The sequence below is a fragment of the Streptosporangium sp. NPDC048886 genome (assembly GCF_055586905.1).
Map to the genome: position 1 here is coordinate 106,590 of NZ_JBVJHH010000009.1, position 21,090 is coordinate 127,679.

At 70.6% G+C, this 21,090-nt stretch carries 23 protein-coding genes; 14 read left to right on the plus strand and 9 right to left on the minus strand.

Translation table 11 applies throughout. The features are described from left to right. Positions 1 to 4: 4 nt before the first annotated feature. From ACZ6R6_RS13130 to lexA, 3 genes are all read right to left on the minus strand, one after another. Positions 5 to 2,287 (minus strand): glycosyl hydrolase family 18 protein, encoded by a 2,283-nt coding sequence (locus ACZ6R6_RS13130; protein WP_470092954.1) that lies wholly within the window; start codon positions 2,285 to 2,287, stop codon positions 5 to 7. Positions 2,288 to 2,426: 139 nt separating this feature from the next. Further along, complete coding sequence (locus ACZ6R6_RS13135; RefSeq protein WP_470092956.1) at positions 2,427 to 3,320, minus strand: hypothetical protein; 894 nt, start codon at positions 3,318 to 3,320, stop codon at positions 2,427 to 2,429. 524 nt (positions 3,321 to 3,844) lie between these two features. Next, a complete protein-coding gene (lexA, locus tag ACZ6R6_RS13140) occupies positions 3,845 to 4,555 on the minus strand; it encodes a transcriptional repressor LexA (RefSeq protein WP_470092958.1) in 711 nt (236 codons plus the stop codon). A gap of 59 nt (positions 4,556 to 4,614) precedes the next feature. On the opposite strand from lexA, the gene ACZ6R6_RS13145 reads away from it, so the two are divergent. The 9 genes from ACZ6R6_RS13145 (at position 4,615) to ACZ6R6_RS13185 (ending at position 12,298) form a co-directional block, all read left to right on the plus strand. Beyond that, the gene (locus ACZ6R6_RS13145; protein WP_470092960.1) at positions 4,615 to 4,851 is read left to right on the plus strand and encodes a hypothetical protein; all 237 of its coding nucleotides are present in this window, start codon (positions 4,615 to 4,617) and stop codon (positions 4,849 to 4,851) included. A gap of 40 nt (positions 4,852 to 4,891) precedes the next feature. Continuing rightward, the gene (locus ACZ6R6_RS13150) at positions 4,892 to 5,158 is read left to right on the plus strand and encodes a LysM peptidoglycan-binding domain-containing protein (RefSeq protein ID WP_470092962.1); all 267 of its coding nucleotides are present in this window, start codon (positions 4,892 to 4,894) and stop codon (positions 5,156 to 5,158) included. 522 nt (positions 5,159 to 5,680) lie between these two features. Next, the gene (nrdR, locus tag ACZ6R6_RS13155; RefSeq protein WP_306866752.1) at positions 5,681 to 6,142 is read left to right on the plus strand and encodes a transcriptional regulator NrdR; all 462 of its coding nucleotides are present in this window, start codon (positions 5,681 to 5,683) and stop codon (positions 6,140 to 6,142) included. An 84-nt stretch (positions 6,143 to 6,226) separates the two neighbouring features. Beyond that, positions 6,227 to 9,055 carry a vitamin B12-dependent ribonucleotide reductase gene (locus tag ACZ6R6_RS13160; RefSeq protein ID WP_470092965.1) on the plus strand — a complete coding sequence of 943 codons (2,829 nt, stop codon included), beginning with the start codon at positions 6,227 to 6,229 and terminating at the stop codon, positions 9,053 to 9,055. A 277-nt stretch (positions 9,056 to 9,332) separates the two neighbouring features. Then, on the plus strand, positions 9,333 to 9,479 hold the full coding sequence (locus ACZ6R6_RS13165) for a hypothetical protein (protein ID WP_470092966.1): 147 nt from the start codon (positions 9,333 to 9,335) through the stop codon (positions 9,477 to 9,479). Positions 9,480 to 10,035: 556 nt separating this feature from the next. Next, positions 10,036 to 10,227: a hypothetical protein gene (locus ACZ6R6_RS13170; RefSeq protein ID WP_470092968.1), complete on the plus strand. Its 192-nt coding sequence runs from the start codon at positions 10,036 to 10,038 to the stop codon at positions 10,225 to 10,227. Next, entirely contained in the window at positions 10,224 to 10,547 is a 324-nt protein-coding gene (locus ACZ6R6_RS13175; RefSeq protein WP_470092970.1) for a helix-turn-helix domain-containing protein, read from the plus strand. Before ACZ6R6_RS13170 ends, ACZ6R6_RS13175 begins: the two co-directional genes overlap by 4 nt. Then, complete coding sequence (locus ACZ6R6_RS13180; RefSeq protein WP_470092972.1) at positions 10,544 to 11,332, plus strand: hypothetical protein; 789 nt, start codon at positions 10,544 to 10,546, stop codon at positions 11,330 to 11,332. Before ACZ6R6_RS13175 ends, ACZ6R6_RS13180 begins: the two co-directional genes overlap by 4 nt. 423 nt (positions 11,333 to 11,755) lie before the next feature. Continuing rightward, positions 11,756 to 12,298: an SMI1/KNR4 family protein gene (locus tag ACZ6R6_RS13185; protein ID WP_470092974.1), complete on the plus strand. Its 543-nt coding sequence runs from the start codon at positions 11,756 to 11,758 to the stop codon at positions 12,296 to 12,298. A gap of 165 nt (positions 12,299 to 12,463) precedes the next feature. Here the strand turns inward: ACZ6R6_RS13185 and ACZ6R6_RS13190 are convergent, their stop codons facing one another. Continuing rightward, on the minus strand, positions 12,464 to 12,868 hold the full coding sequence (locus ACZ6R6_RS13190; RefSeq protein ID WP_470092976.1) for a nuclear transport factor 2 family protein: 405 nt from the start codon (positions 12,866 to 12,868) through the stop codon (positions 12,464 to 12,466). An 87-nt stretch (positions 12,869 to 12,955) separates the two neighbouring features. On the opposite strand from ACZ6R6_RS13190, the gene ACZ6R6_RS13195 reads away from it, so the two are divergent. Continuing rightward, positions 12,956 to 13,825 (plus strand): helix-turn-helix domain-containing protein, encoded by an 870-nt coding sequence (locus ACZ6R6_RS13195; RefSeq protein ID WP_470092978.1) that lies wholly within the window; start codon positions 12,956 to 12,958, stop codon positions 13,823 to 13,825. On the opposite strand, the gene ACZ6R6_RS13200 is transcribed toward ACZ6R6_RS13195, so the two are convergent. Next, complete coding sequence (locus ACZ6R6_RS13200) at positions 13,777 to 14,271, minus strand: MarR family winged helix-turn-helix transcriptional regulator (protein WP_470092980.1); 495 nt, start codon at positions 14,269 to 14,271, stop codon at positions 13,777 to 13,779. The genes ACZ6R6_RS13195 and ACZ6R6_RS13200 overlap by 49 nt on opposite strands. 78 nt (positions 14,272 to 14,349) lie before the next feature. Here ACZ6R6_RS13200 and ACZ6R6_RS13205 point away from each other — a divergent pair, with 78 nt between their 5' ends. Next, on the plus strand, positions 14,350 to 14,859 hold the full coding sequence (locus tag ACZ6R6_RS13205) for a cupin domain-containing protein (protein WP_470092982.1): 510 nt from the start codon (positions 14,350 to 14,352) through the stop codon (positions 14,857 to 14,859). A 101-nt stretch (positions 14,860 to 14,960) separates the two neighbouring features. Here ACZ6R6_RS13205 and ACZ6R6_RS13210 read toward each other — a convergent pair whose 3' ends face one another. Further along, positions 14,961 to 15,497, minus strand: coding sequence for a rhodanese-like domain-containing protein (locus ACZ6R6_RS13210; protein ID WP_470092984.1), 537 nt, complete (start codon positions 15,495 to 15,497; stop codon positions 14,961 to 14,963). Between the two features lie 45 nt (positions 15,498 to 15,542). Here ACZ6R6_RS13210 and ACZ6R6_RS13215 point away from each other — a divergent pair, with 45 nt between their 5' ends. Further along, positions 15,543 to 16,529 carry a helix-turn-helix domain-containing protein gene (locus tag ACZ6R6_RS13215; protein ID WP_470092986.1) on the plus strand — a complete coding sequence of 329 codons (987 nt, stop codon included), beginning with the start codon at positions 15,543 to 15,545 and terminating at the stop codon, positions 16,527 to 16,529. 13 nt (positions 16,530 to 16,542) lie between these two features. Here the strand turns inward: ACZ6R6_RS13215 and ACZ6R6_RS13220 are convergent, their stop codons facing one another. Both ACZ6R6_RS13220 and ACZ6R6_RS13225 read right to left on the minus strand, forming a co-directional pair. Then, positions 16,543 to 17,922, minus strand: coding sequence for a pyridoxal phosphate-dependent decarboxylase family protein (locus ACZ6R6_RS13220; RefSeq protein WP_470092988.1), 1,380 nt, complete (start codon positions 17,920 to 17,922; stop codon positions 16,543 to 16,545). An 88-nt stretch (positions 17,923 to 18,010) separates the two neighbouring features. Next, complete coding sequence (locus ACZ6R6_RS13225; RefSeq protein ID WP_470092990.1) at positions 18,011 to 18,649, minus strand: TetR/AcrR family transcriptional regulator; 639 nt, start codon at positions 18,647 to 18,649, stop codon at positions 18,011 to 18,013. A 78-nt stretch (positions 18,650 to 18,727) separates the two neighbouring features. Between ACZ6R6_RS13225 and ACZ6R6_RS13230 the strand changes: the two genes are divergently transcribed. Continuing rightward, positions 18,728 to 19,630, plus strand: coding sequence for an RNA polymerase sigma-70 factor (locus tag ACZ6R6_RS13230; RefSeq protein WP_470092992.1), 903 nt, complete (start codon positions 18,728 to 18,730; stop codon positions 19,628 to 19,630). Positions 19,631 to 19,815: 185 nt separating this feature from the next. Here ACZ6R6_RS13230 and ACZ6R6_RS13235 read toward each other — a convergent pair whose 3' ends face one another. Next, positions 19,816 to 20,316: a DinB family protein gene (locus ACZ6R6_RS13235; protein WP_470092994.1), complete on the minus strand. Its 501-nt coding sequence runs from the start codon at positions 20,314 to 20,316 to the stop codon at positions 19,816 to 19,818. Between the two features lie 131 nt (positions 20,317 to 20,447). Between ACZ6R6_RS13235 and ACZ6R6_RS13240 the strand changes: the two genes are divergently transcribed. Next, complete coding sequence (locus ACZ6R6_RS13240; RefSeq protein ID WP_451931319.1) at positions 20,448 to 21,008, plus strand: TetR/AcrR family transcriptional regulator; 561 nt, start codon at positions 20,448 to 20,450, stop codon at positions 21,006 to 21,008. The last annotated feature ends 82 nt before the right edge of the window (positions 21,009 to 21,090 follow it).

A 21,090-nucleotide genomic window follows, 5' to 3' on the forward strand; every position in this document is an offset into this window, starting at 1 on the left:
GGCCCTAGCCCAGGCCGCTCTTCATCGCGCTGATCAGCTCGCCGTTGGAGGTGTCTCCGGTGAGTTCCCAGAAGAAGGCCCCGCCCAGGCCCTGGTTCTTCGAGTAGCTCATCTTGCCCCCGATGGTCGCCGGGGTGTCGTAGCTCCACCACTGGTTGCCGCAGTAGGCGTAGGCCGTTCCCGCGACGGTCCCGGTGGACGGGCAGCGGGTCTTGAGGACCTTGTAGTCCTCGATGCCCTGCTCGTAGGTCCCGGGCGCGGGGCCGGTCGCCGAGCCGCCGGGGGCGGCCTGGCTCACACCGGTCCAGCCCCGGCCGTAGAAGCCGATGCCCAGCAGCAGCTTGCCGGCCGGCACCCCCTTGCTCTTGAGTTTCTGGATGGCGGAGTCGGAGTCGAAGCCGGGGATCGGAATGCCGCCGTAGGTGGTGAGCGGGGAGTGCGGGGCGGTGGGCCCGGTGGTGGCCCAGGCGCCGAAGAAGTCGTAGGTCATGACGTTGTACCAGTCGACGTACTGGGCGGCGCCGCCGTAGTCGGCCGCGTCGATCTTGCCTCCCGAGGTGCCGTCGGCGGTGATGGCGGCGGTCACCAGATAGCTGGGGCCGAACCGTGAGCGCAGCGCCGACATCAGGTTCCTGAAGGAGGCGAAACCGCTGGTGTCACAGGTGAGGCCGCAGGCGTTCGGGTACTCCCAGTCGATGTCGATGCCGTCGAACACATCCGCCCAGCGCGGGTCCTCGACCAGGCGGTAGCAGGACTCGGCGAACGCGGCGGGGTTGGCCGCCGCCTGGCCGAAACCGCCCGACCAGGTCCAGCCGCCGAAGGAGAACAGCACCTTGATGTTGGGGAACTGCTTCTTCAGCTTGCGCAGCTGGTTGAAGTTGCCGCGCAGCGCGCCGGTGTCCCAGGTGTCGGCCACCCCGTCCACGCTCTCGCCCGCCTGGTAGAAGCGGTCGTAGTCGGCGTAGGTGTCGCCCAGGGTGCACTGGCCGTTCTGGACGTTGCCGAAGGCGTAGTTGATGTGGGTGAGCTTGGCGGCCGAGCCGCTGGTGACGATGTTCTTGACGTGGTAGGCCCGCTGGTAGATGCCCCACTGGGTGAAGTAGCCCAGCAGCTTGTTGCCGCCGCCGCCGCCGCCTCCGCCGTTCTGGGTGGTGACGTTGAGTTGGTTGCTGGGGGTGGAGCGGTTTCCGGCGGCGTCGCGGGCGCGGACGGTGTAGCTGTAGGTGGTGGCGGGGGTCAGGCCGGTGTCGGTGTAGGTGGTGGTGTTGACGGTGGTGAGGAGGGTGGCGCCTCGGTAGATCTCGTAGCCGGTGACGGCGACGTTGTCGGTGGAGGCGTTCCAGGCGAGGGAGGCGCTGGTGGAGGTGGTGGCGGTGGAGCGGAGGTTGCCCGGGGTGCTGGGCGGTGTCGTGTCCTCGCCTCCGCCGTTCTGGGTGGTGACGTTGAGTTGGTTGCTGGGGGTGGAGCGGTTTCCGGCGGCGTCGCGGGCGCGGACGGTGTAGCTGTAGGTGGTGGCGGGGGTCAGGCCGGTGTCGGTGTAGGTGGTGGTGTTGACGGTGGTGAGGAGGGTGGCGCCTCGGTAGATCTCGTAGCCGGTGACGGCGACGTTGTCGGTGGAGGCGTTCCAGGCGAGGGAGGCGCTGGTGGAGGTGGTGGCGGTGGAGCGGAGGTTGCCCGGGGTGCTGGGCGGTGTCGTGTCCTCGCCTCCACCGCCCCCGCCGGTCACCGCGATGGCGGAGACCGTCGCGTAGTTGGCTCCGCCGTTCATGTTGAACTGGATGTTGAGCGCGCCGTCGGTGACCGTCGCGGGGAAGGTCCGGTCGCAGGCGGTGAGCGCCCCGCAGGAGGCGAAGATGTCGAAGCCGGTCAGGGCGTTGGCACCCTCGACGCGGACGTCGAACTTGCGCTGGCCGGCCGCGTTGGCCCAGTCCTCGACCATCTTCAGCGTCACCTGGTAGGTGCCGTTCGGGACGTCGAAGCGGTAGCCGCCCCAGCCGTTGAAGGTGTTGTAGTTCTGGTAGAGGGAGTCGTCGGTCGTCCCGGCGATCGCGCCGGTGGTCGAGCCGCCCCCGTAGCTGGTCTGGTAGCCCCAGTCGCCGCTGGAGTAGGCCTTGTCGGCGACCCACTGGTCTCCCGCCGCGTCGGTGAGCGCGGATCCGCCGGCGTTGGCCCGGATCGGCACGGTCACGGCGGCCGACGCGCCGGGCGCCGTCGCGACGGCCCCTCCCAGCGGGAGGAGGACCGCCCCCACCACGCCTAAGAGTTTCAGGACAAGTCGATTTCTCATGGGCGACCGCCTCTACGACCTGGAACTGGGGGGTTAATTAACAGGAAACTTTACTGTCAATTTGAACCGAACGTAATCACGTGCCCCCGCGCCGTCAATGGTGCGAAATTTCGGGGGGCCCAACCGCTCGGGGAGAGGTTTACGGCCAGCGCCAGGCGATGCCCAGCACCCCGGCGGCCACGTCGGCGGCGGCCATGTGGACGGTGTGATGGGCGGTGGGCACCAGGACACCGGTCCGGAAAGGCGTCTGGCCCGGGCCGGATCGGACGTAGGAATGGCATTCGGCCGGCAGGGCCAGGGGATCGAACCGCACCTGGAGCAGGAAATGCGCGACCGGCTGCCGGAAACCGTGGCCGTGGTCGACACACGGCCGCGTCGGCCTGTCGACGCTCTCCCACTCGAAGACCCAGGTGTCACCGGCCCGGAGCACATGGTCGAAGAGCAGCTCGGCGACCATCACCGCCCGACGCTGGTGTCGCAGGACGGTGCCGACCCTGCAGTTCTCCAGAGCGTGGATCTCACACCCTTCGAGGTCGGTGCCGGGGTCGACGAACGACCTGACCACATACCGGTCCATGCCGTCGCGCCGGGCCCGGACCAGGGTGCGGGTCCACACCGACGCGCACCTCCGCGCCGCGTCGATCAGCACCTTCTGCTGCTGGATGATGACGACGGCGTCCTGGTCGCGTGAGCCCGGCAGCGCGTCCAGCAGCTCGCCGAGCGCCCCGGAACGCTCGTCCAGCCCCGGCCCGCGGTCGAGGAGGCGGGTGAGCGAGCCGCCGGGCAGGCGGAGGATCTCCTCCAGGGCCGTGACGACCAGCGTGGACTGCTCGCCACCGGGGCGCCGGTGGCCCCGCTGCCAGTCGCTCAGGGTGGACAGCGCGACCGTCAGCCCGCGCTGGGCCAGGCGGGACCGGATGCGGTCGAGTGGCAGGCCGCTCTCCCGGATGCAGGCGCGCAGGGCCTGGTGGAACGGGCCCGAGTGGAGCAGGGGGCCGCGGTCGGCTGCCGGTTCGGGGAGGCGGCGAGGCATGAGGGCGCTCCTCGGCTGTCGAGGCGGGCGGCTGGGGATCGCCCGCACCCCTCCCCCGCGAGGACGGCACGGACCGGCCGCGCTCTGTGGGGAGTGAGCGTAGAACGTCTCGTGATCCACGGAAAGGTCGCTACAGGTAGCAATTGCCGAAATTTCATCGCCTGTGGCTTATTCCGAGCCGAAAACAGAATCAGCGCATGCCCGGCACCCCCCACAAACGTGCCCGATACCCCCACAAAGGAGAAGTGCGCCTGCCGATCTGTTCAGGGCGCTGACAGTCTGTTCAGGACGCTGACAACGGGCGCCGCACCCGTCGGGTTCGGCCCGGAGAGCCCGTGCCGGTCGGGGAGCCCACACCGGCCCGAGAGCCCGTCCCGCTCGGGGAGCCCGGAACGGCCGGAGAGTCCGGAACGGCTGGGACGGCTGGGACGGAGGTCTCGCCGTACGGCCTCGAGGGCGGCCCCGAGCACACCACGAGGAGCGGGATCCCGGTCCGGGGACCCCGCTCCTCGTGGTGTGCCGTCTCAGAGCTTGCGCAGAACCGCCACGACCTTGCCCAGGACGGTGGCCTCGTCGCCGGGGATCGGGTCGTAGTTGGGGTTGTGCGGGACGAGCCAGACATGGCCGTCCTTGCGCTTGAAGGTCTTGACCGTGGCCTCGCCGTCGATCATCGCGGCGACCACGTCACCGTTGTCGGCGACGGGCTGCTGGCGGACGACCACCCAGTCGCCGTTGGCGATGGCCGCGTCGATCATCGAGTCGCCGGTCACCTGGAGCAGGAAGAGCGTGCCCTCGCCGACAAGCTGCTTGGGGAGGGCGAAGACGTCCTCGATGCTCTCCTCGGCGAGGATGGGGCCACCGGCGGCGATCCGGCCGACGAGCGGCACGTAGGCCGCGGTCGGACGGCTGACCGGGGCCTCGTCGGTGCCGGAGTCGGGGTCCACCCACAGCACCGGCTCGCCGGGCAGGCGCACCTCCAGCGCGCGGGGGCGGTGCGGATCGCGGCGCAGGTAGCCCTTGCGCTGCAACGCCGTCAACTGGTGCGACACGCTGGAGGTGCTCGTGAGCTGCACCGCCTCGCCGATCTCCCGCATGGAGGGCGGGTAACCGCGCTGCTGCACCGAGTCGCGGATCACCTCAAGGATCTTCCGCTGCCTGGGGGTGAGGCCGAGGGAGTCACGCCTGCGCACCGCCAGGTCGCTGACGGCCGAACCGTTCTCGTCGTGCCCGTTCATGCGGTCTCCTCGCCTCCCGATCTGTATCTCTTACGTCGCACACAGCGACCGTACCCCCGTTGAAGATCGTATTCAAACAATTGTTCGAGTCGTTCTCGAAATCAGCGGTGGCGTGGTGTACAACATCGTACGGGAGTTCGATCGACATCGTGTTCGATTCGCCGATCTTTCTTCGACATGTGTTCGGCCAGGTCGAAGGGGTGGGGGGCCATCATGAAGACGACCACGGCGACGAGGGGGCCCGGGCGCGCGTCCGTCCGGCGTCCCGGGCCTGCGGGAAACATCCGATATCCTGATCCGCCCCTCCGGCTCACCCGGCGGGGGAGGATCGTGGTGGTGGCGGCGCTCACGCTGGTCACCTTGGGGGCGCTCTGGGTCGGCGCGCGCATCGACGCCGCCTCGGCCTTCGAGCGGAGAGGTCACGAGGGGCTGCCGTGGGTCGTGGTGCACGGGGGCGACACGCTGTGGGAGATCGCGGACGCGGTGACGCGGGACGGGGATCCCGCCCCGACGGTCCGCCAGATCATGGACCTCAACGGCCTGTCCGACTCGGTGATCCGGCCCGGGGTCCGGCTCTATCTGCCTGACGGCTCCGCTCCCTGAGGGGCGTGGCCGACAGGCCGGCCCGCGTGTGAGATGACGGGCCCGGGGCGGCGCCGCGGACGCGCGTACGGGGAGGGTGTTCCGCGTGCGGGGGCGTTCGACGTCCCGCCGGGTGCCGGGCTCGGCGCGCCGTGGACGTGCGTGCGGGGGGCGGCCGGGGCGGCCGAGGGCCGGCCGGGGCCGGCGTGGAGGCGATCGGGTGCCGGGCGAAGGTGATCAAGGCCGCCGAGGGGGTAGCCGGGGGGTCGCCAGGGGGCGGCGGAGGGGGTGACACGCCCGGCCCGTGCGGATGTGATGCGCTGATCAGCGACTTCGTCCGACAGGGCCGTTTCAACTTGCGTTCATGGTCCGACACTCCTACCGTTGACCACAACATCTAGTGGCTTAATCGGCGTGCTTCACCATAGATTGTGTTTCCATTACCGCACCTCGACTATTCGGGGGGCGTGCGCGAGCGTCTCGACAGGCGCCGGGAAACACGCGAGAAGGTGGGCCACTCGCCGGCTCAAGGAGGCGACACGCGTGCACTGTCCGTTCTGTCGTCATCCTGACACCCGGGTCATCGACAGCCGGTCCACCGAGGACGGCGGGGCCATCCGCCGCAGGCGCACGTGCCCGGAGTGCGGGCGCAGGTTCACCACGCAGGAGACGGTGCTGCTCATGGTCAGCAAGCGCAGCGGGGTGACCGAGCCGTTCTTCAGGGACAAGGTGATCGCCGGTGTCCGGCGGGCGTGTCAGGGACGCCCGGTCAGCGAAGACTCGCTGGCCCAGCTGGGCCAGCGGGTGGAGGAGAGCATCCGGGCGACGGGGGCGGCGGAGATCGCGGCCCACGAGGTGGGGCTGGCGATCCTGGGGCCCCTCCGCGACCTGGACGAGGTGGCCTACCTGCGGTTCGCCTCGGTCTACCGGAGCTTCGAGACCCTGGCCGATTTCGAAACCGAGATCAAGCAGTTACGGGCGGAACGCTCCGCCAAGCAGGACTGATTCACACCCCGGGCGCCGGGGGACAGAGCGGCGCGTTGATTGGTCCGACTCGTGGGCTCCACGGAGCCCCGGAAGGGGGAAGTCATGACGGAGACGGTCGGTGGCGCGGCGGCGCGCGGGGGCAAGCGGTTGCGCAAGGGGCTGAAGATGAAGCGCGTCTTCACCACGCCGGGAGTGCATCCCTATGACGAGGTGCGCTGGGAGCGCCGTGACGTCGTGATGACCAACTGGCGGGACGGCTCGGTCAACTTCGAGCAGCGGGGCGTCGAGTTCCCCGGGTCCTGGTCGGTCAACGCCGCCAACATCGTGACCACCAAATACTTCCGCGGCGCGGTCGGCACCCCGCAGCGCGAGTGGAGCCTGAAGCAGCTCGTCGACCGGGTGGTGGGCGTCTACACCCGGACCGCGGTCGAGGAGGGATACTTCGCCTCCGACGAGGACGCCGAGATCTTCGACCACGAGCTCAAGCACGCCCTGGTCAACCAGGTCTTCAGCTTCAACTCGCCGGTCTGGTTCAACGTGGGCACCGCCTCGCCGCAGCAGGTCAGCGCCTGCTTCATCCTCGCGGTCGATGACCAGATGGAGTCCATCCTCGACTGGTACAAGGAAGAGGGTGTGATCTTCAAGGGCGGCTCCGGCTCCGGGGTCAACCTCTCCCGGATCCGCTCGTCGAAGGAGCTGCTCTCCAGCGGCGGCACCGCCAGCGGCCCGGTCTCCTTCATGCGCGGCGCGGACGCCTCCGCGGGCACCATCAAGTCCGGCGGCGCCACCCGCCGCGCGGCCAAGATGGTCGTCCTGGACGTCGACCACCCCGACATCGAGGAGTTCATCGAGACCAAGGCGCGTGAGGAGGACAAGGTCCGCGCGCTGCGCGACGCCGGGTTCGACATGGACCTGGGCGGCAAGGACATCGTCTCCGTCCAATACCAGAACGCCAACAACTCCGTGCGCGTCTCCGACGAGTTCATGCGCGCGGTGGAGCAGGGCGAGGAGTTCGGCCTGCGCGCCCGCCTCACCGGCGAGATCATCGAGAAGGTCGACGCCCGGCGGCTGTTCCGCAAGATGGCGACGGCCGCGTGGGAGTGCGCCGACCCCGGCGTCCAGTACGACGACACGATCAACGACTGGCACACCAGCCCGGAGACGGGCCGCATCACCGCCAGCAACCCGTGCTCGGAATACCTGCACCTGGACAACTCCTCGTGCAACCTGGCCAGCATCAACCTGATGAAGTTCCTGAAGGACGACAACTCCTTCGACATCGAGAACTTCGTGAAGATCACCGAGCTGATCATCACCGCGATGGACGTCTCCATCACCTTCGCCGACTTCCCGACCGAGAAGATCGACCAGACCACCCGCGCCTACCGCCAGCTCGGCATCGGCTACGCCAACCTCGGCGCGCTGCTCATGGCCACCGGCCACGCCTACGACTCGGCCGGCGGCCGGGCCATCGCCGGTGCCATCACCTCGCTGATGACCGGCGCCTCCTACCGCCGCAGCGCCGAGCTGGCCGCGGTCGTCGGCCCCTATGACGGCTACGCGCGCAACGCCGACGCCCACAAGCGCGTCATGCGCAAGCACGCCGCCGCCAACGACGACCTGCGCACGCTGGAGGCCATGGACAAGGCCATCCACGTCGAGGCCTCCCGCCAGTGGACGGAGTGCCTCAAGCTGGGCGAGAAGAACGGCTACCGCAACGCCCAGGCCTCGCTGCTGGCGCCCACCGGCACCATCGGCCTGATGATGGACTGCGACACCACCGGCATCGAGCCCGACCTCGCCCTGGTCAAGTTCAAGAAGCTCGTCGGCGGCGGCTCCATGCAGATCGTCAACCAGACGATCCCGCGCGCGCTGCGGCAGCTGGGCTACCTGGAGGAGCAGGTCGAGGCGATCGTCGAATACATCGCCGCCAACAGCCACGTCGTCGACGCCCCGGGCCTCAAGCCCGAGCACTACGAGGTGTTCGACTGCGCCATGGGCGAGCGGGCGATCGCCCCGATGGGCCACGTGCGCATGATGGCCGCCGCCCAGCCGTTCCTGTCCGGCGCCATCTCCAAGACGGTCAACCTGCCCGAGTCGGCGACGATCGAGGACATCGAGCAGGTCTACATGGAGGGCTGGAAGCTCGGCCTGAAGGCCCTGGCCGTCTACCGCGACAACTGCAAGGTCGGCCAGCCGCTCTCGGTCGCGGGCAAGAAGAGCGAGGAGAAGGCCGCGCCGGCCGAGCCGGAGATCCAGGTCGTGGAGATCAGCCGGCCGACCCGTCGCCGGATGCCGAACCAGCGCCCCAGCACCACCACCCGCTTCACCGTGGGCGGCGCCAAGGGCTACATGACCGCCTCGTCCTACCCCGACGACGGTCTCGGCGAGGTCTTCCTGAAGATGTCCAAGCAGGGCTCCACCCTCGCGGGCGTCATGGACGCCTTCTCGGTGGCCATCTCCATCGGCCTGCAGTACGGCGTGCCGCTGGAGACCTACGTCAGCAAGTTCGTCAACATGCGCTTCGACCCGGCCGGCATGACCGACGACCCGGACATCCGCATGGCCGCCTCGGTGATGGACTACATCTTCCGCCGCCTGGCCCTGGACCACCTGCCCTACGACGAGCGGGCCGCCCTCGGCATCTTCTCCGCCTCCGAGCGGGCCGCCCAGCAGCGCGGGGAGGACCCGGCGCCGATCCACACCGACGAGGTCATCGCCGAACTGGCCACCTCGGCGCCGATCGAGGAGAAGCCCCAGCCCCGTGCGGAGGTCGTGGCCGTGGCCGCGCCGGAGCGGGCCGGCTCCCTGGAGTCCCACCAGGGTCGCACCGCCGACGCACCGCTCTGCATGACCTGCGGCACCAAGATGCGCCCGGCCGGCAGCTGCTACGTCTGCGAGGGCTGCGGCTCCACCAGCGGCTGCAGCTGAGAACGGGCGAAGTCGCGGCGGATGCAACGACTGGGTAAGCGCTCGAACGAGCTGCAGATACCTGAGTAGAGGTGGTCTCCTCCGGGCCGTGGCCCGGAGGAGACCACTGGGCTCCGTCTTGGTCGTCGGTATGACGGCTGATACGGCGAGCGCCTGGCCTTGTGAGAGGCCGGGCGCTCGGTGCGATCAGGGAGCTGATGTTCCTGCGCCTGTCAGAACCTGCATGACATCGGCTTCCGGGGCGCATGCAAGCGACTCGGAAGGAGGCGAGGGTCACATGGCGAAGCGAAACCTGCGCCAGACCAGCAGTAAGGCCGCCTCTGCCGCCGGCAAGACGCTGTCCGGCTCGAAAGCGGGCAAGGCGGCGAAGACCGCAGTGGCTAGCGCGCTTTCCCAGGCGCCGACGCGCGGACGCCGGAAGTGACATAGGGCCGTCCGCGGCCCGCACCTTGGACGGCTTGGGTACGCCTCGGCGCAGCAATGTGTCCGACGGCATGCGGCACTCGCAATCAACCCCCGGGGCTGTCGTGCCATGCGTTCACCGAGGAGTTTTCGAAACGGAGTCGAGCCTCCTCCGCTGCCGGTGCTCCGGTCGGAACCGTCTTCGCTGGAGCGGATCCGCCACAGGGCTCCTCCTGGCCAGGTCGTCGAAGGTCAGCGTGTCCCAGTACACGCTTGAAGAGATCGTTAAGGAGATCGCGGACGTCGTCCTGCCGCCCACAGTCGACGACTGACAGAACGATCTCGCCAGTCTGCTTGCGCCACAGCTGGGCCGGCCTCAACAATGTTGCAGTTGATGCAACGGAGGTGGCTGTGGCTCAAGCTGCTGATCTGCCTGGTGCTGCGCATCCGGAACTGGTCGAAGGTGTCATCCCGCTCGATCCGGAACAGATCGTTCTGGAGGGGGTGTCGGCCGGGTGGGCTCGTCAGCAGCGGATCCGGTTCCTGCACGAGAAGGCACGATCAGTCCGCGGCTGTCGATGGTGCGGCGATACAGCTACGTGACGCATCCGGTGGAGTTCGACCACCCCGAACGGTTCGTGTCGCTGCAGGTCGGCCACGAGTACGCGAGCACCGCGGCGATCTACACAGGCATCTCGGACGAGTATCGCAACCGGCTGGCGAAACGCGCGCTCCAGGGCCGCCACCCCGACCTCTGGGAGAACCAGTGATCAAGAAGATGGACATCGTCTGGAACCTGCGCGAGCTGGTGGCCACCCGGGACATGTTCCAGACCACCGACCTGGTCGCGCCGCTGGCCGAGCGCGGCGTCCACCTGTCCCGTGAGCAAGTGTTCCGGCTGGTCACTCAGCCACCGCAGCGGCTGGCGACGGATACCCCGGCCGCGTTCTGCGACATCCTGGGCCGTGCCCCGAACGAGCTGATCCAGGTCGGGGCGGTCAACGCCCGGGTCCGTAAGACGGCCGACGGCAGCCGGCCGGCGGCGCTGCCCCGGCACCGGCGGACCCAGATCCGCCGCCCCGCCTCATGAACCGCTTACACGAGCAACGGGCCGAGGAGCGCCAGGAACGGCGGGAACGCATCACCGCCACGCTGACCGCCTGCCTGCCCGGGCTCGACCAAGCCGCGGTCCGACAGGCACTGACAGAGATCCGCGCTGACTGGGGCAGAGCGCTGTGCACCCTGGATGAGCATCTGGCCGCTCATCCCGACGCCCTGACCTCCGCCGATCCTCGCTGCCCGGCCGTGGTGATGCGGCTCGCGCGCGCCCTGCGCGAGGCCGGCTACTCCGAAGCCGTCGCGCCCGGCTGCTCCGAATGCGGCCGCACCGGGATCGACCTGCCCCGATTAGGGCCGAGTGGGCGACTCTGCCCGGCCTGCGGCGCCAGAGGTGACAAGAGGACGTGCAGCCGCTGCGGCCGGACCGCGCGCATCATGGCCCGCCGCCCAGAAGGCGGCATCTGCGCCGCGTGCTACCGAATCGACCCCCAGGTCATCGAGGAGTGCGCGGGCTGCGGGCAGACGCGCAGGCCCGCCACACGGCAGCCAGACGGCCGGGCACTGTGTCAGAACTGCTGGACAGCTCCCACCCACACGTGCACCGCCTGCGGAGCGGTGGGCCCGGCCAAGGTCAACGACGCCGACGGCGTCCTTTGCCCGTCCTGCTACCGGCGGCTCCGCCAGCCGCGACGGACCTGCGGCAAGTGCGGTGAACAGCGCTCCATCTCCCGGCGAGCCACCGCTGACAGTCCCGATCTTTGTTACAACTGCCGCCAGCCACCGCCAGCCGAATGCGCGATCTGCCCCCCCTGCTAGGTCCGGGTGCTGGATCACCCCGATCAGTGCGCCGCCTGCGGAAGCTGCCAGCCCATGATCGCCCGCACCGCCGACGGCGAGGAGATCTGCGGTCCCTGCGCTGGACTGCCCGGTTCCTGTGTCCGTCCCGGCTGCGGCACCGGCGGACGTCTCTACGCCGTCGGCCGCTGTCCTCGCTGGATTCTGAAGGTCCGCCTCGATCAGCACCTGGCCGGCCCCGACGGCAGGTCAACGCCCAGTCGCGGCCACTGCTGGAGGCCATGGCCGGCGCTGAGAACGCCCGCACCGTATTGGGCTGGCTCAATCGCAGCCCGATGGCCCGGTTCCCTGCAGTCTTGCGGTTGCCCTCGCGGGAAGGCCGTGCTCGTGCCGTGTTCCTCACGTCGGATGGAATGTCAGCCGCGACGGATACGGTCACCCGCCATGAGCACCCAGTACGGATGGCCCGGCCTCTTCTCGGTGAAGGGTCTGACAGCCAAGAATCTCGACCACTCACCGTCGGATCTGGGCGACGGTCTCCACCCTCCGGCCAGTGAGTCAGAAGTCAGCCACCTTGAAGACCGGCTGGGCACGAGCCTGCCGCCGAGCTATCGGCAGTTTCTCCTGTTCGCCAACGGTTGGGGCGCCGAAGAGTCCGGCTACCCCCTGCTGCCGGCCGCGAAAGTCGGCTGGCTCCGTGACCTTGAGCCCGGAACCGTCGAGGCTTGGTCGTCACCCCGAGGCGCGGAGCCTTGGAGCGTGCCTGATGAGCTCTATTTCGTCTACGGAGCGGAGCAGGACTGCATCCATCTGAGAGGGGAGTATGTGCCCGACACCCTTCTGGTCGGGTACGGGGACGACGGCGAATTTCTCCTCAATCCCCGCGTCAAGACCTCTGACGGCGAGTGGGAGGCCTGGTTTCTCGCGCCCTGGCTGGCGGGCGCCAGCCGTCACAGGTCCTTCTGGGACCTGATGAGGGTTCAGTAGCGTTAGCCCAACGCCGATGGTTCTGGACGGCGTGATCAGCTGAGGATTACCGCACCTCTGGAATAAGTGCGCCGCCCCAGTATCCAGGCGCCCTTTTCGGGCGTGCAGGGCCCTGGTCGGGGCGGAACGTCGGCGGACAGCCGAGGTCCCACCCCGCGTGGGTGTTCAGAACATTCCGTGGGGGATCTCCGCGGGGTCGGGCACGGGCTGGACGACGTCCCAGTGTTCGACGATCAGGCCGTCCCGCAGCCGCCAGATGTCGACGACCGCGGTGCCGCGCTCCTCGCCCGGCCCGGTCATGAGATAGTGCATGACCACATACTGCCCGTCGGCGATGACGCGCTTGAGATCCAGCCTGGCACTCGCCACCGGGGAGTCGGCGACATACTCGACGAAGGCGTCCCGGCCCGAGGGGTTGCCCGGGCTGTGCTCGATGAAGTCCTCGTGCAGCAGGGCGCGCAGGACGTCGACCTCGCCCTTGGCGAACTCCGTGAAGCCTTCGAGCACGAGCCTCCTGTTGCGCTCGGTCTCGCTTCCCGTCCCGGTCGTGGTCTCGGTTGTCTGTCTCATGGCGGCAACCGTCGCAGCGCCGGGTAGGGCTGTCGATGACATGGCATGTAATGGCGGTGGCCGCCGGGGCGGCGGTAGAACCGGTTCATGGCGGAGGATCAATCCATCGGCGGGCTGCTGCGGGAGTGGCGCCGGCACCGGCGGCTCAGCCAGCTCGATCTGGCGATCCAGGCAGAGGTCTCCAGCCGGCACGTCAGCTTCGTGGAGACCGGTCGCACGGTCCCCAGCCGTCAGATGGTCCTCCACCTGGCGGAACAGCTGCAGGTCCCGCTACGTGAGCGCAACCGGCTCCTGGTCGCCGCCGGATACGCCCCCGTCTTCCGGGAACGCCCGCTGGAGGCCCCGGATCTGAGCGCGGCCCGTGAGGTGCTCCAGCAGATCCTGCGGGGCAACGAGCCGAATCCGGCGCTGGTGGTGGACCGCCGCTGGAACCTGGTGCTCGCCAACTCGGCGGCCGAGGTGTTCTTCGACGGCGTCGCCCCCGCCCTGCTCGAACCGCCGGTCAACATGATGCGCCTGGGCCTGCATCCGGACGGGTTCGCGCCCCGTCTGCTCAACCTGGACCAGGTGCGGGGATTCCTGCTGCCGAGGCTGGCCCGGCAGGCCCAGCGGACCGGGGACCCCTGGCTGGGCGGGCTCCACGCGGAGCTCGTCTCCTACGGCGCCCCCGACCCGCCCGAGCCCCTCGACCCGGCCGACATCGCCCTGCCCATCCGGATCCGGCACCGAGGGACCGAGCTGAGCCTCCTCAACACGGTCACGACGTTCGGCGCCGCCTACGACATCACGCTCGAAGAGATCGCGGTTGAGACCTACTTCCCGGCCGACGCGCGCACCGCCCTCGCGCTGCGGGGCGGCGCCGGCGCGACGACGGGGGAGTCCGGCGCGGCGAGGGGAGGCGCCGGGGGTCACCGGTCCTCCGCCTCGACGTCGGACAGCAGCTTGCGGATCAGTTGATCCAGGGTCTGGCGCTCCGCGGGCGTCAGTGAAGACAGCAGCCGCACCTGGTTGGCCGTGTGCTCGCTCACCGCGGCGTCGACGACCCGCCTGCCCTCGCCGGTGAGGGCGACCAGGAAGCTGCGCCGGTCGTCCGGGTCGAGCCGCCGCTCGACCAGGCCCGCCGCCTCCAAACGGTCCAGGCGGTTGGTCATGCCGGCCCTCGACAGCATGAGCGTCGCCGACAGGACCGACGGGATGAGGACGTAGGGCGGGCCCGACCTGCGCAGCGCGGCCAGCACGTCGAACTCGCCGCGTTGCAGGCCGTGCCGGGCGAACACCTCGTCGACGGCCCGGCCGGCGGCGGTGTGCAGCCGGCTGAACCTGCCGAACACGCCCATGGCGGAGAGGTCCAGGTCGGGACGCTCGTGCCGCCACTGGCTCACGATCACGTCGACTTCGTCCATCCTCACATTCTATTCGACAGCATATAGTTAGACGCCGTACTATCAGCCGTATAACTACCTTGTTGTGAGGAGACCGAGATGTCGTTCATCCGTCCGGCGGACCATGGCGCCGTCCTCGTGCGCGCCGCCGACGCCGAGGTCGTCGGGGAGGCGCCCAGCACCGTGCGGCTCCTGGCCGACTCCAGCGCGACCAACGGTGCGCTCAGCACCCAGCGGGTGACCCTCGGCCGCGGGGCCGACGGGGCGGCGCCCCACCATCACACGGCCTCGTCGGAGCTGTTCTACGTGCTCGACGGCGCCCTCCAGGTGCTCGCCGGCGAGCAGGTGGTCACCGCGCGCGGAGGCGATCTGATCGTCGTCCCGCCGCACATGCCGCACGCCTTCGCCGCCGCGCCGGACAGCGGGGCCGACGTGCTGGTCGTCATCACCCCCGGGGTCGAGCGGTTCGACTACTTCCGCCTGCTGGCGCGCCTGGGCAGGGGTGAGGCGACTCTGGAGGAGCTGCTCGCCGCGCAGGAGCGCTTCGACAACCACTTCCTCGACAGCCCGCTCTGGCGGGAGGCTCGGGCCGGCAAGGACGGCGGCTGACCGGGGCGGCCGGTGCCGGGGCCGGGGCCGGGCCTGTCACGGATGCGGGCAGGCCGGCGGCGGCGTGCGGCCGGACGGCCGGTGGTGCGGGGCCGGGGCGGTCAGCAGGCGCAGGCGATGCCGGAGACCGGGGCGGTAAGCGGGTCGATGCCGCGCCGGGAGACGCCGGCCGCGGTCTCGACCGCGAAGCCCTCCCTCGCCCAGTATTCGAACCCGCCGAGCATCTCCTTGACCGGGTAGCCGAGCTTGGCGAACTCCAGGGCGGCGCGGGTGGCGCCGTTGCAGCCGGGTCCCCAGCAGTAGGTCACCACGGTCGCGCCCGCCGGGACCACGTCGGCGGCGCGGGCGGCGATCTCGGCGGTGGGCAGGTGCACCGCGCCCTCGACGTGCCCCTGCCGCCAGCTCTCCAGACTGCGCGAGTCGACCACGATGATCCCCGGAGCCCCCGAGGCCAGGTCGGCGGCCACGTCGGACACGTCGGTCTCGAACGCCAGGCGGCCGGCGAAGTGGGCCAGTGCGGCGGCGTTGCCGGCCGCGGGCACCGCGGTGACGGCGGAGCGGGCTGTGGTGGTGGTCATCTCGGTGGCCTTCCGGTCGTGCTCGGCGGTGACGAGAGAAATGGTGCCGGTCTCGGCCACCGTCCCAACAGTGGCGTGAATGCCGCTTATCGCTAAGATCTCGCCATGCTGCTCTCGCCGCCGACGCTCCGCCGGGCCCGTCACACCGTGTCCGTGCTCGCCTTCGACGGCATGGCCCCCTTCGAGCTGGGCTGCGTCGTGGAGATCTTCGGCATCCCCCGGCCCGAACTGGACGTGCCCTGGTACGAGCTCAGGGTCTGCGCCGAGACCCCGGCCGACCTGCGGATCGTCGGGGGGTTCACCATGCGGGCCGGGCACGGGCTCGACGCCGTGGCCGAGGCGGACACGGTGATCGTGCCCGCGGTGCCGGACGTGTCCGGCCCGGTGTCACCGGAGCTGATCGCGGTGCTGAGGGCGGCGCACGCCCGGGGCGCGCGGGTGGTGTCGATCTGCTCGGGGGCCTTCGCGCTGGCCGCGGCCGGGTTGCTGGACGGCCGGGAGGCGACCACCCACTGGAAGTACGCCGAGCTGCTGCAGCGCCGCTTCCCGCGGGTCGAGGTCAACCCCGACGTGCTCTACGTGGACGGCGACGACGTGCTGACCAGCGCGGGCAGCGCGGCAGGGCTGGACCTGCTGGTCCACCTGGTCCGAAAGGACCACGGGCCGGGCGTGGCCAACTCGGTCGCGCGCAGGCTGGTCATCCCGCCGCACCGGGAGGGCGGGCAGGCCCAGTTCGTCCAGGCGGCGGTCACCCCGGTGGAGGACGACGACGCGGTGGCCACCGCGATGACCTGGGCACTGGACCACCTGGCCGAGCCGATCACGGTGGCCGGGCTGGCCGAGGTCGCTCACATGTCGCAGCGCACCTTCATCAGGCACTTCGCCCGCCAGACCGGGACCAGCCCACTGCGCTGGGTGATCTCCCAGCGGGTCGCGGCCAGCCTCACGCTGCTGGAGTCCACGGCCGCGCCGGTCGAGGAGATCGCGGTCTCGGTCGGCTTCGACAGTCCGGTGACCTTCCGCCACCACTTCACCAGGGCGATGCGCACCTCCCCCTCGGCCTACCGCAGGGCCTTCCGCGCCTCGGCGTGAACGGCCCCGAGGGTCAGAAGGCGAGCCGTTCCAGCGTCCGCGCGACCTGTTCGACGTCGGCCTCGGTGGTACGCCAGTTGCTGAAGGCGGCGCGCAGCGCGGGCACCCCGTCGTGGACGGTCTGGGTGAGGAACGCCTCGCCGGATCCGGTGACGGCCGCGGCCAGCTCCCCGACGCGCTCGGGGGCGGAGGCCAGGGTGAAGCAGACCACGTTGAGCCGGACGGGCGCGAGCAGCCGGTAGGCGGGCATGGCGGCGATCCGCTCGCCGAGCCGGGCGGCGAGGGCGATGTCGCGCCGTACGATCTCCGCGTGGCCGTCACGCCCGTACGCGGCGAGGGTGAACCACGCCGGGAGCGCCCGCAGCCGCCGGGAGTTCTCCGGTGTCAGATGCACGGGGTCGGGCCTGTCGCCCATCGGCCCGAGATAGGCGGCGGAGTTCTGGAAGACCCGCACCTGGAGATCCCGGCGGCGGGTGAACTGGACGGCGCTGTCGTAGGGGACGTTCAGCCACTTGTGCAGGTCCACGCAGACCGAGTCGGCCGCGTCGAGCCCGTCGGTGAGGTGGGCGTGCTCCGGGGAGAGCGCGGCGAAAGCCCCGAAGGCCGCGTCCACGTGCAGCCAGAAGGGGTGGCGCTCGCGCAGGGCGGCCACCGCGCGCAGATCGTCGAAGTCTCCCGTGTTGACGGTGCCCGCGTTGGCGACCACGATCGCCGGCGCCCCGTCCAGGGACTCCAGCGCCTCGGCGAGCCTGGCGACGTCGACGGACTCCCTGCCCGGCAGGAGATCGACCGTGCGGATCGCCGAACGGCCCAGTCCGAGCATGGACAGCGCCTTGCCGACGCTGGAGTGGGGGCTCCCGGAGAGCACGTGGACCGGGCCGAGCGCGGCGGCCCCCTGCTCGGCGGCCGAGACGCCGCGCTGCTCGCCCAGCCATTCCCTGGCTGTCGCCAGGCCCGCGAAGTTGGACATCGTCGCGCCGCTGACGAAGGCGCCCTCGTGCTCGGCGGACAGGCCGAACAGCTCGCGCAGCCAGGCGACGGTCTCCCGTTCCAGATCGGGGGCGCTGGAGTCCAGGCCGGACATGGGGTTCTGGTCGAGCGTGCCGGTCAGCCAGTCGCCCGCCAGGGAGGCGGGGGTCGCGCCGCCGGTGACGAAGCCCAGGTAGCGGGGGCCGGCGCCGGCGGAGAAGCCGGGCTCCCACCTCCGGGCGAACTCCTCCATCGCCTCCCGCAGCCCTGCTCCGTCCGTGGGCAGGGGGGCGGGCCGGTGCTCGGCGGGCGCCTGCGCGACCGGCCGGCGGTCGAGGCCGGTGAGCAGCCGTACGGCCTGCGCCCGCACTGTGTCGAGCAGCTCGGGCAGGCGGATGAGATCGTCGTCGAGTCGGGGATGCATGAGGCCACGATAGGGAACGGGCGGGGCGTACGTCCCAGTCCAATATCAACGAATGGCCTGGACGCGGCAGGGCGCCGGCCCGCTGCGCCTAGACCCTCCAGCGCCGGGTGACCTCCTCGGTGCTGGGGGGCGGGCCCGGCGGGGAGGGGGCCGAGGTCAGGTGCAGGGCGTCCAGGATCAGGGCGAGGTAGCGGTGCCGGAGCTGGGCGGTGCGCTCCCCGTCGCCGAGCTGGACGGCGGCGAGCAGCTCGAAGATCATCGACATGTCGGCGACGTCCAGTCCGGGGCGGAGGACGCCGGCCTGGGCGGCGCGGTCGAAGACCTGCACCGACAGCTCGGAGGCGCGGGCGGCTGCGCGGTGGAGGTCCTCGTCGGGGGTGAAGGTGCCGGCCAGGTTGATCGTCAGGGAGTGGACGTCGGCGTCCACGATGCGGCGGATGAACCCGGTGAAGGCGCGCCATGGATCGTCCTCGTCGGCCAGGGCGGCCTCGGCCTCGGCGATGTAGATTTTCAGGCCGTCCGAGCACAGCCTGCGGAGCAGGTCCTCCTTGCCGGAGTAGCGGCGGTAGAGCGCGCTGATGCCCACGCCGGCGCGCTCGGCCACCGCGGCGATCGGGGCGCCGGGGTCGGCGACGAAGACCGCGCGCGCGGCGTCGAGGATCACTTGGTCGTTACGGGCCGCCTGGGCCTTGCGGCCGCTCATGGGCGCCGTACTGGTTGTCTCCATGCACTCAATATAGCTACTGGAACAGTATATTCCGTTCTATCGGAGAGGAAAATCTGGAATCTCTGCGAGGCTGGGCGGGTGATCGAGGAGTTCGAGGCCCAGCGGCCGAGGATGTTCGGCCTGGCCTACCGGATGCTCGGCTCCGCGACCGGGGCCGAGGACGTCGTCCAGGACGCGTATCTGCGCTGGCGGGGCGCCGAGCGGGAGAGCATCGGCTCGCCGGGGGCGTGGCTGGCCAAGGTGGTCACCAACCTCTGCCTCAACCGGCTGACCGCCGCCCGGGCCACCCGTGAGCGGTATGTCGGCTGCTGGCTGCCCGAGCCCGTGACGGCCGACGCCCTCGGCCCGCTGGAGACCGCCGAGCAGCGCGACTCGGTGTCCATGGCGTTCCTGGTGCTGCTGGAGCGGCTGACCCCGGCCGAGCGGGCCGTCTTCGTGCTGCGCGAGGCGTTCTCGTACGGCTACCGCGAGCTCGCCGAGGTGCTCGACCTGTCGGAGGCCAACTGCCGCCAGCTCCACCTCCGGGCCCGGCGGCGGATCGGCGAGCGCCCGAGGTTCGACGCCCCGGACGGGCGGCGGCGGGCGATCGTGGCGCGGTTCCTGGCGGCCGCGCAGGGCGGCGACCTGGCGGAGCTGGAGCGGGTGCTCGCCGCCGACGTGGTGGCCTGGTCCGACGGCGGCGGCAAGGTCGGCGCGGCGCGGCGGCCCGTGGTGGGCCGGGCCAGGGTCATCCGCTACGTGATCGGGATCGCGGCCAGATCCGGGAGCGGGGTCGAGCTCGCCCACGCCGAGCTCAACGGCCAGGACGCGGTTCTCGTGCGGAGCGGCGGGGAACTCGTCACGGTCTTCGTGGTGGACGTCGCGGACGGACGGGTCGCCGGGCTGCGCGCGGTGCTCAACCCGGACAAGCTGTCGCATCTGCGGGGGGTCACGTCCTGGGTGTACCGCCCGGGGCGCTCTCGGCCGCGGCCGCCGCTGTGACCGGCCACGGTGACGCGCCATCACGCGTGGAGGGCGCCCCGCCCTCCGAGCGCGGGGACCGCGCGCGACGCGCGTCAGGGGCGGTCGGAAGCACCCGCCCCCGGGCGCGGGGGCCGCGCGGGCCGGGCGCCGTGCGCGCCCTGCTCCGGGCGGGGCCGGACGCGCACGGATCGGGGCGGGGACCGTCAGTTCCGGGGGTGGTCGCCGGTCGTCCCGTCGAGGAGCTCTCGCAGGATGTCCATATGGCCGGCGTGGCGGGTGGTCTCCTCGATCATGTGAATGAGCACCCAGCGCATCGACACCGTTTCGCCGGACCACGCCGTGCCCACGTCGTCGAGGTCGAGTCCGTCGATCGCCCGGTCGGCCGCGGCGCGGGCCCGGCCGTAGAACTCCACGATGCCGGCGGTGGTCTCATGCGCTTCCACGCGCATGTCGGCGGTCTCGTCCTCGTCGTCGAAGGGGAGCGGCTCGGTCTCGCGGCCGAAGGTCTCGCAGAACCAGCCGTATTCGACGCTCGCCAGATGCTTCACCAGCCCGAGCAGGCTTGTCCCCGACGGGGTCATCGGGCGGCGCAACTGCTCGTCGTCGAGGCCGTCGAGCTTCCACACCACCACGTCGCGGTGCCGGTCCAGGCTGATGTGGAGGCTCTGCTTCTCGCCGCCGGTGAACGGCACTTTTCGAATCATGCGCGGACCATAGCAACCGGGGCCGACGGAGCGCTGACCGGCGCCGCCCACCGGGCCGCGGTCGCCCGCGGAGGGAGGCGGCGCTCCCGACGGGTTGCCAATAATAAGCAGACTGGTCTATTTTCTCAGCCATGGGACAGAAGGGCGAGGAGACGCGCGGCAGGCTGCTGGACGCGACGCAGGAGCTCATCGAGAGCGGCGGCTACTTCGGGGCCGGCCTGAACCAGGTGATCGCGGCCAGCGGGGCTCCGCGCGGCTCGCTCTACTTCCACTTCCCCGGCGGCAAGGACCAGCTGGTCGGAGAGTCCGTGCGGCGGGCCGGTCGGGAGATCGGCGGGGCCGTGCGGGACCTGGCGGAGACCGTGCCCGACACCGCGGGCCTGGTCGTCGCCGTGCTGGCGCTGCTCGGTGACCGGCTGGAGGCGTCCGGCTGGCGCAAGGGCTGCCCGGTGGCCACGGTCGCGCTGGAGATGGCGGCCACCAGCGATCCGCTGCAGGGGGTCTGCTCGGAGGTCTACGGCTCCTGGGAGGGCACCCTCCGGGACCGGCTGGCCGCCGACGGGCACCCCGAGGCGGACGACGTGGCCGTCACCGTTCTCGCGCTGATCGAGGGGGCGCTGCTGCTGGCCAGGGCCCACCGCAGCCGGGAGCCGCTCGACCGGGTGGCCCGCCGGATCGTGGCGCTGCTGTAAGACGTCGCGGCGGCGTGCGGGCCTGCTCCGCCTGGACTCCGCGTGTCCTTTTAATATGTAGACCGATCTATTACGAGGTGAT

Coding starts and splice junctions, on each gene's coding strand:
- ACZ6R6_RS13205 (WP_470092982.1), top strand. CDS start 14,350: ATGTCGTTCATCCGTCCGGCGGACCATGGCGCCGTCCTCGTGCGCGCC.
- ACZ6R6_RS13240 (WP_451931319.1), top strand. CDS start 20,448: ATGGGACAGAAGGGCGAGGAGACGCGCGGCAGGCTGCTGGACGCGACG.
- ACZ6R6_RS13195 (WP_470092978.1), top strand. CDS start 12,956: ATGGCGGAGGATCAATCCATCGGCGGGCTGCTGCGGGAGTGGCGCCGG.
- ACZ6R6_RS13200 (WP_470092980.1), bottom strand. CDS start 14,271: ATGGACGAAGTCGACGTGATCGTGAGCCAGTGGCGGCACGAGCGTCCC.
- ACZ6R6_RS13225 (WP_470092990.1), bottom strand. CDS start 18,649: ATGGAGACAACCAGTACGGCGCCCATGAGCGGCCGCAAGGCCCAGGCG.
- ACZ6R6_RS13160 (WP_470092965.1), top strand. CDS start 6,227: ATGACGGAGACGGTCGGTGGCGCGGCGGCGCGCGGGGGCAAGCGGTTG.
- ACZ6R6_RS13135 (WP_470092956.1), bottom strand. CDS start 3,320: ATGCCTCGCCGCCTCCCCGAACCGGCAGCCGACCGCGGCCCCCTGCTC.
- ACZ6R6_RS13165 (WP_470092966.1), top strand. CDS start 9,333: ATGGCGAAGCGAAACCTGCGCCAGACCAGCAGTAAGGCCGCCTCTGCC.
- ACZ6R6_RS13185 (WP_470092974.1), top strand. CDS start 11,756: ATGAGCACCCAGTACGGATGGCCCGGCCTCTTCTCGGTGAAGGGTCTG.
- ACZ6R6_RS13220 (WP_470092988.1), bottom strand. CDS start 17,922: ATGCATCCCCGACTCGACGACGATCTCATCCGCCTGCCCGAGCTGCTC.
- ACZ6R6_RS13235 (WP_470092994.1), bottom strand. CDS start 20,316: ATGATTCGAAAAGTGCCGTTCACCGGCGGCGAGAAGCAGAGCCTCCAC.
- ACZ6R6_RS13180 (WP_470092972.1), top strand. CDS start 10,544: ATGAACCGCTTACACGAGCAACGGGCCGAGGAGCGCCAGGAACGGCGG.
- ACZ6R6_RS13190 (WP_470092976.1), bottom strand. CDS start 12,868: ATGAGACAGACAACCGAGACCACGACCGGGACGGGAAGCGAGACCGAG.
- ACZ6R6_RS13170 (WP_470092968.1), top strand. CDS start 10,036: ATGGTGCGGCGATACAGCTACGTGACGCATCCGGTGGAGTTCGACCAC.
- lexA (WP_470092958.1), bottom strand. CDS start 4,555: ATGAACGGGCACGACGAGAACGGTTCGGCCGTCAGCGACCTGGCGGTG.
- ACZ6R6_RS13130 (WP_470092954.1), bottom strand. CDS start 2,287: ATGAGAAATCGACTTGTCCTGAAACTCTTAGGCGTGGTGGGGGCGGTC.
- ACZ6R6_RS13215 (WP_470092986.1), top strand. CDS start 15,543: ATGCTGCTCTCGCCGCCGACGCTCCGCCGGGCCCGTCACACCGTGTCC.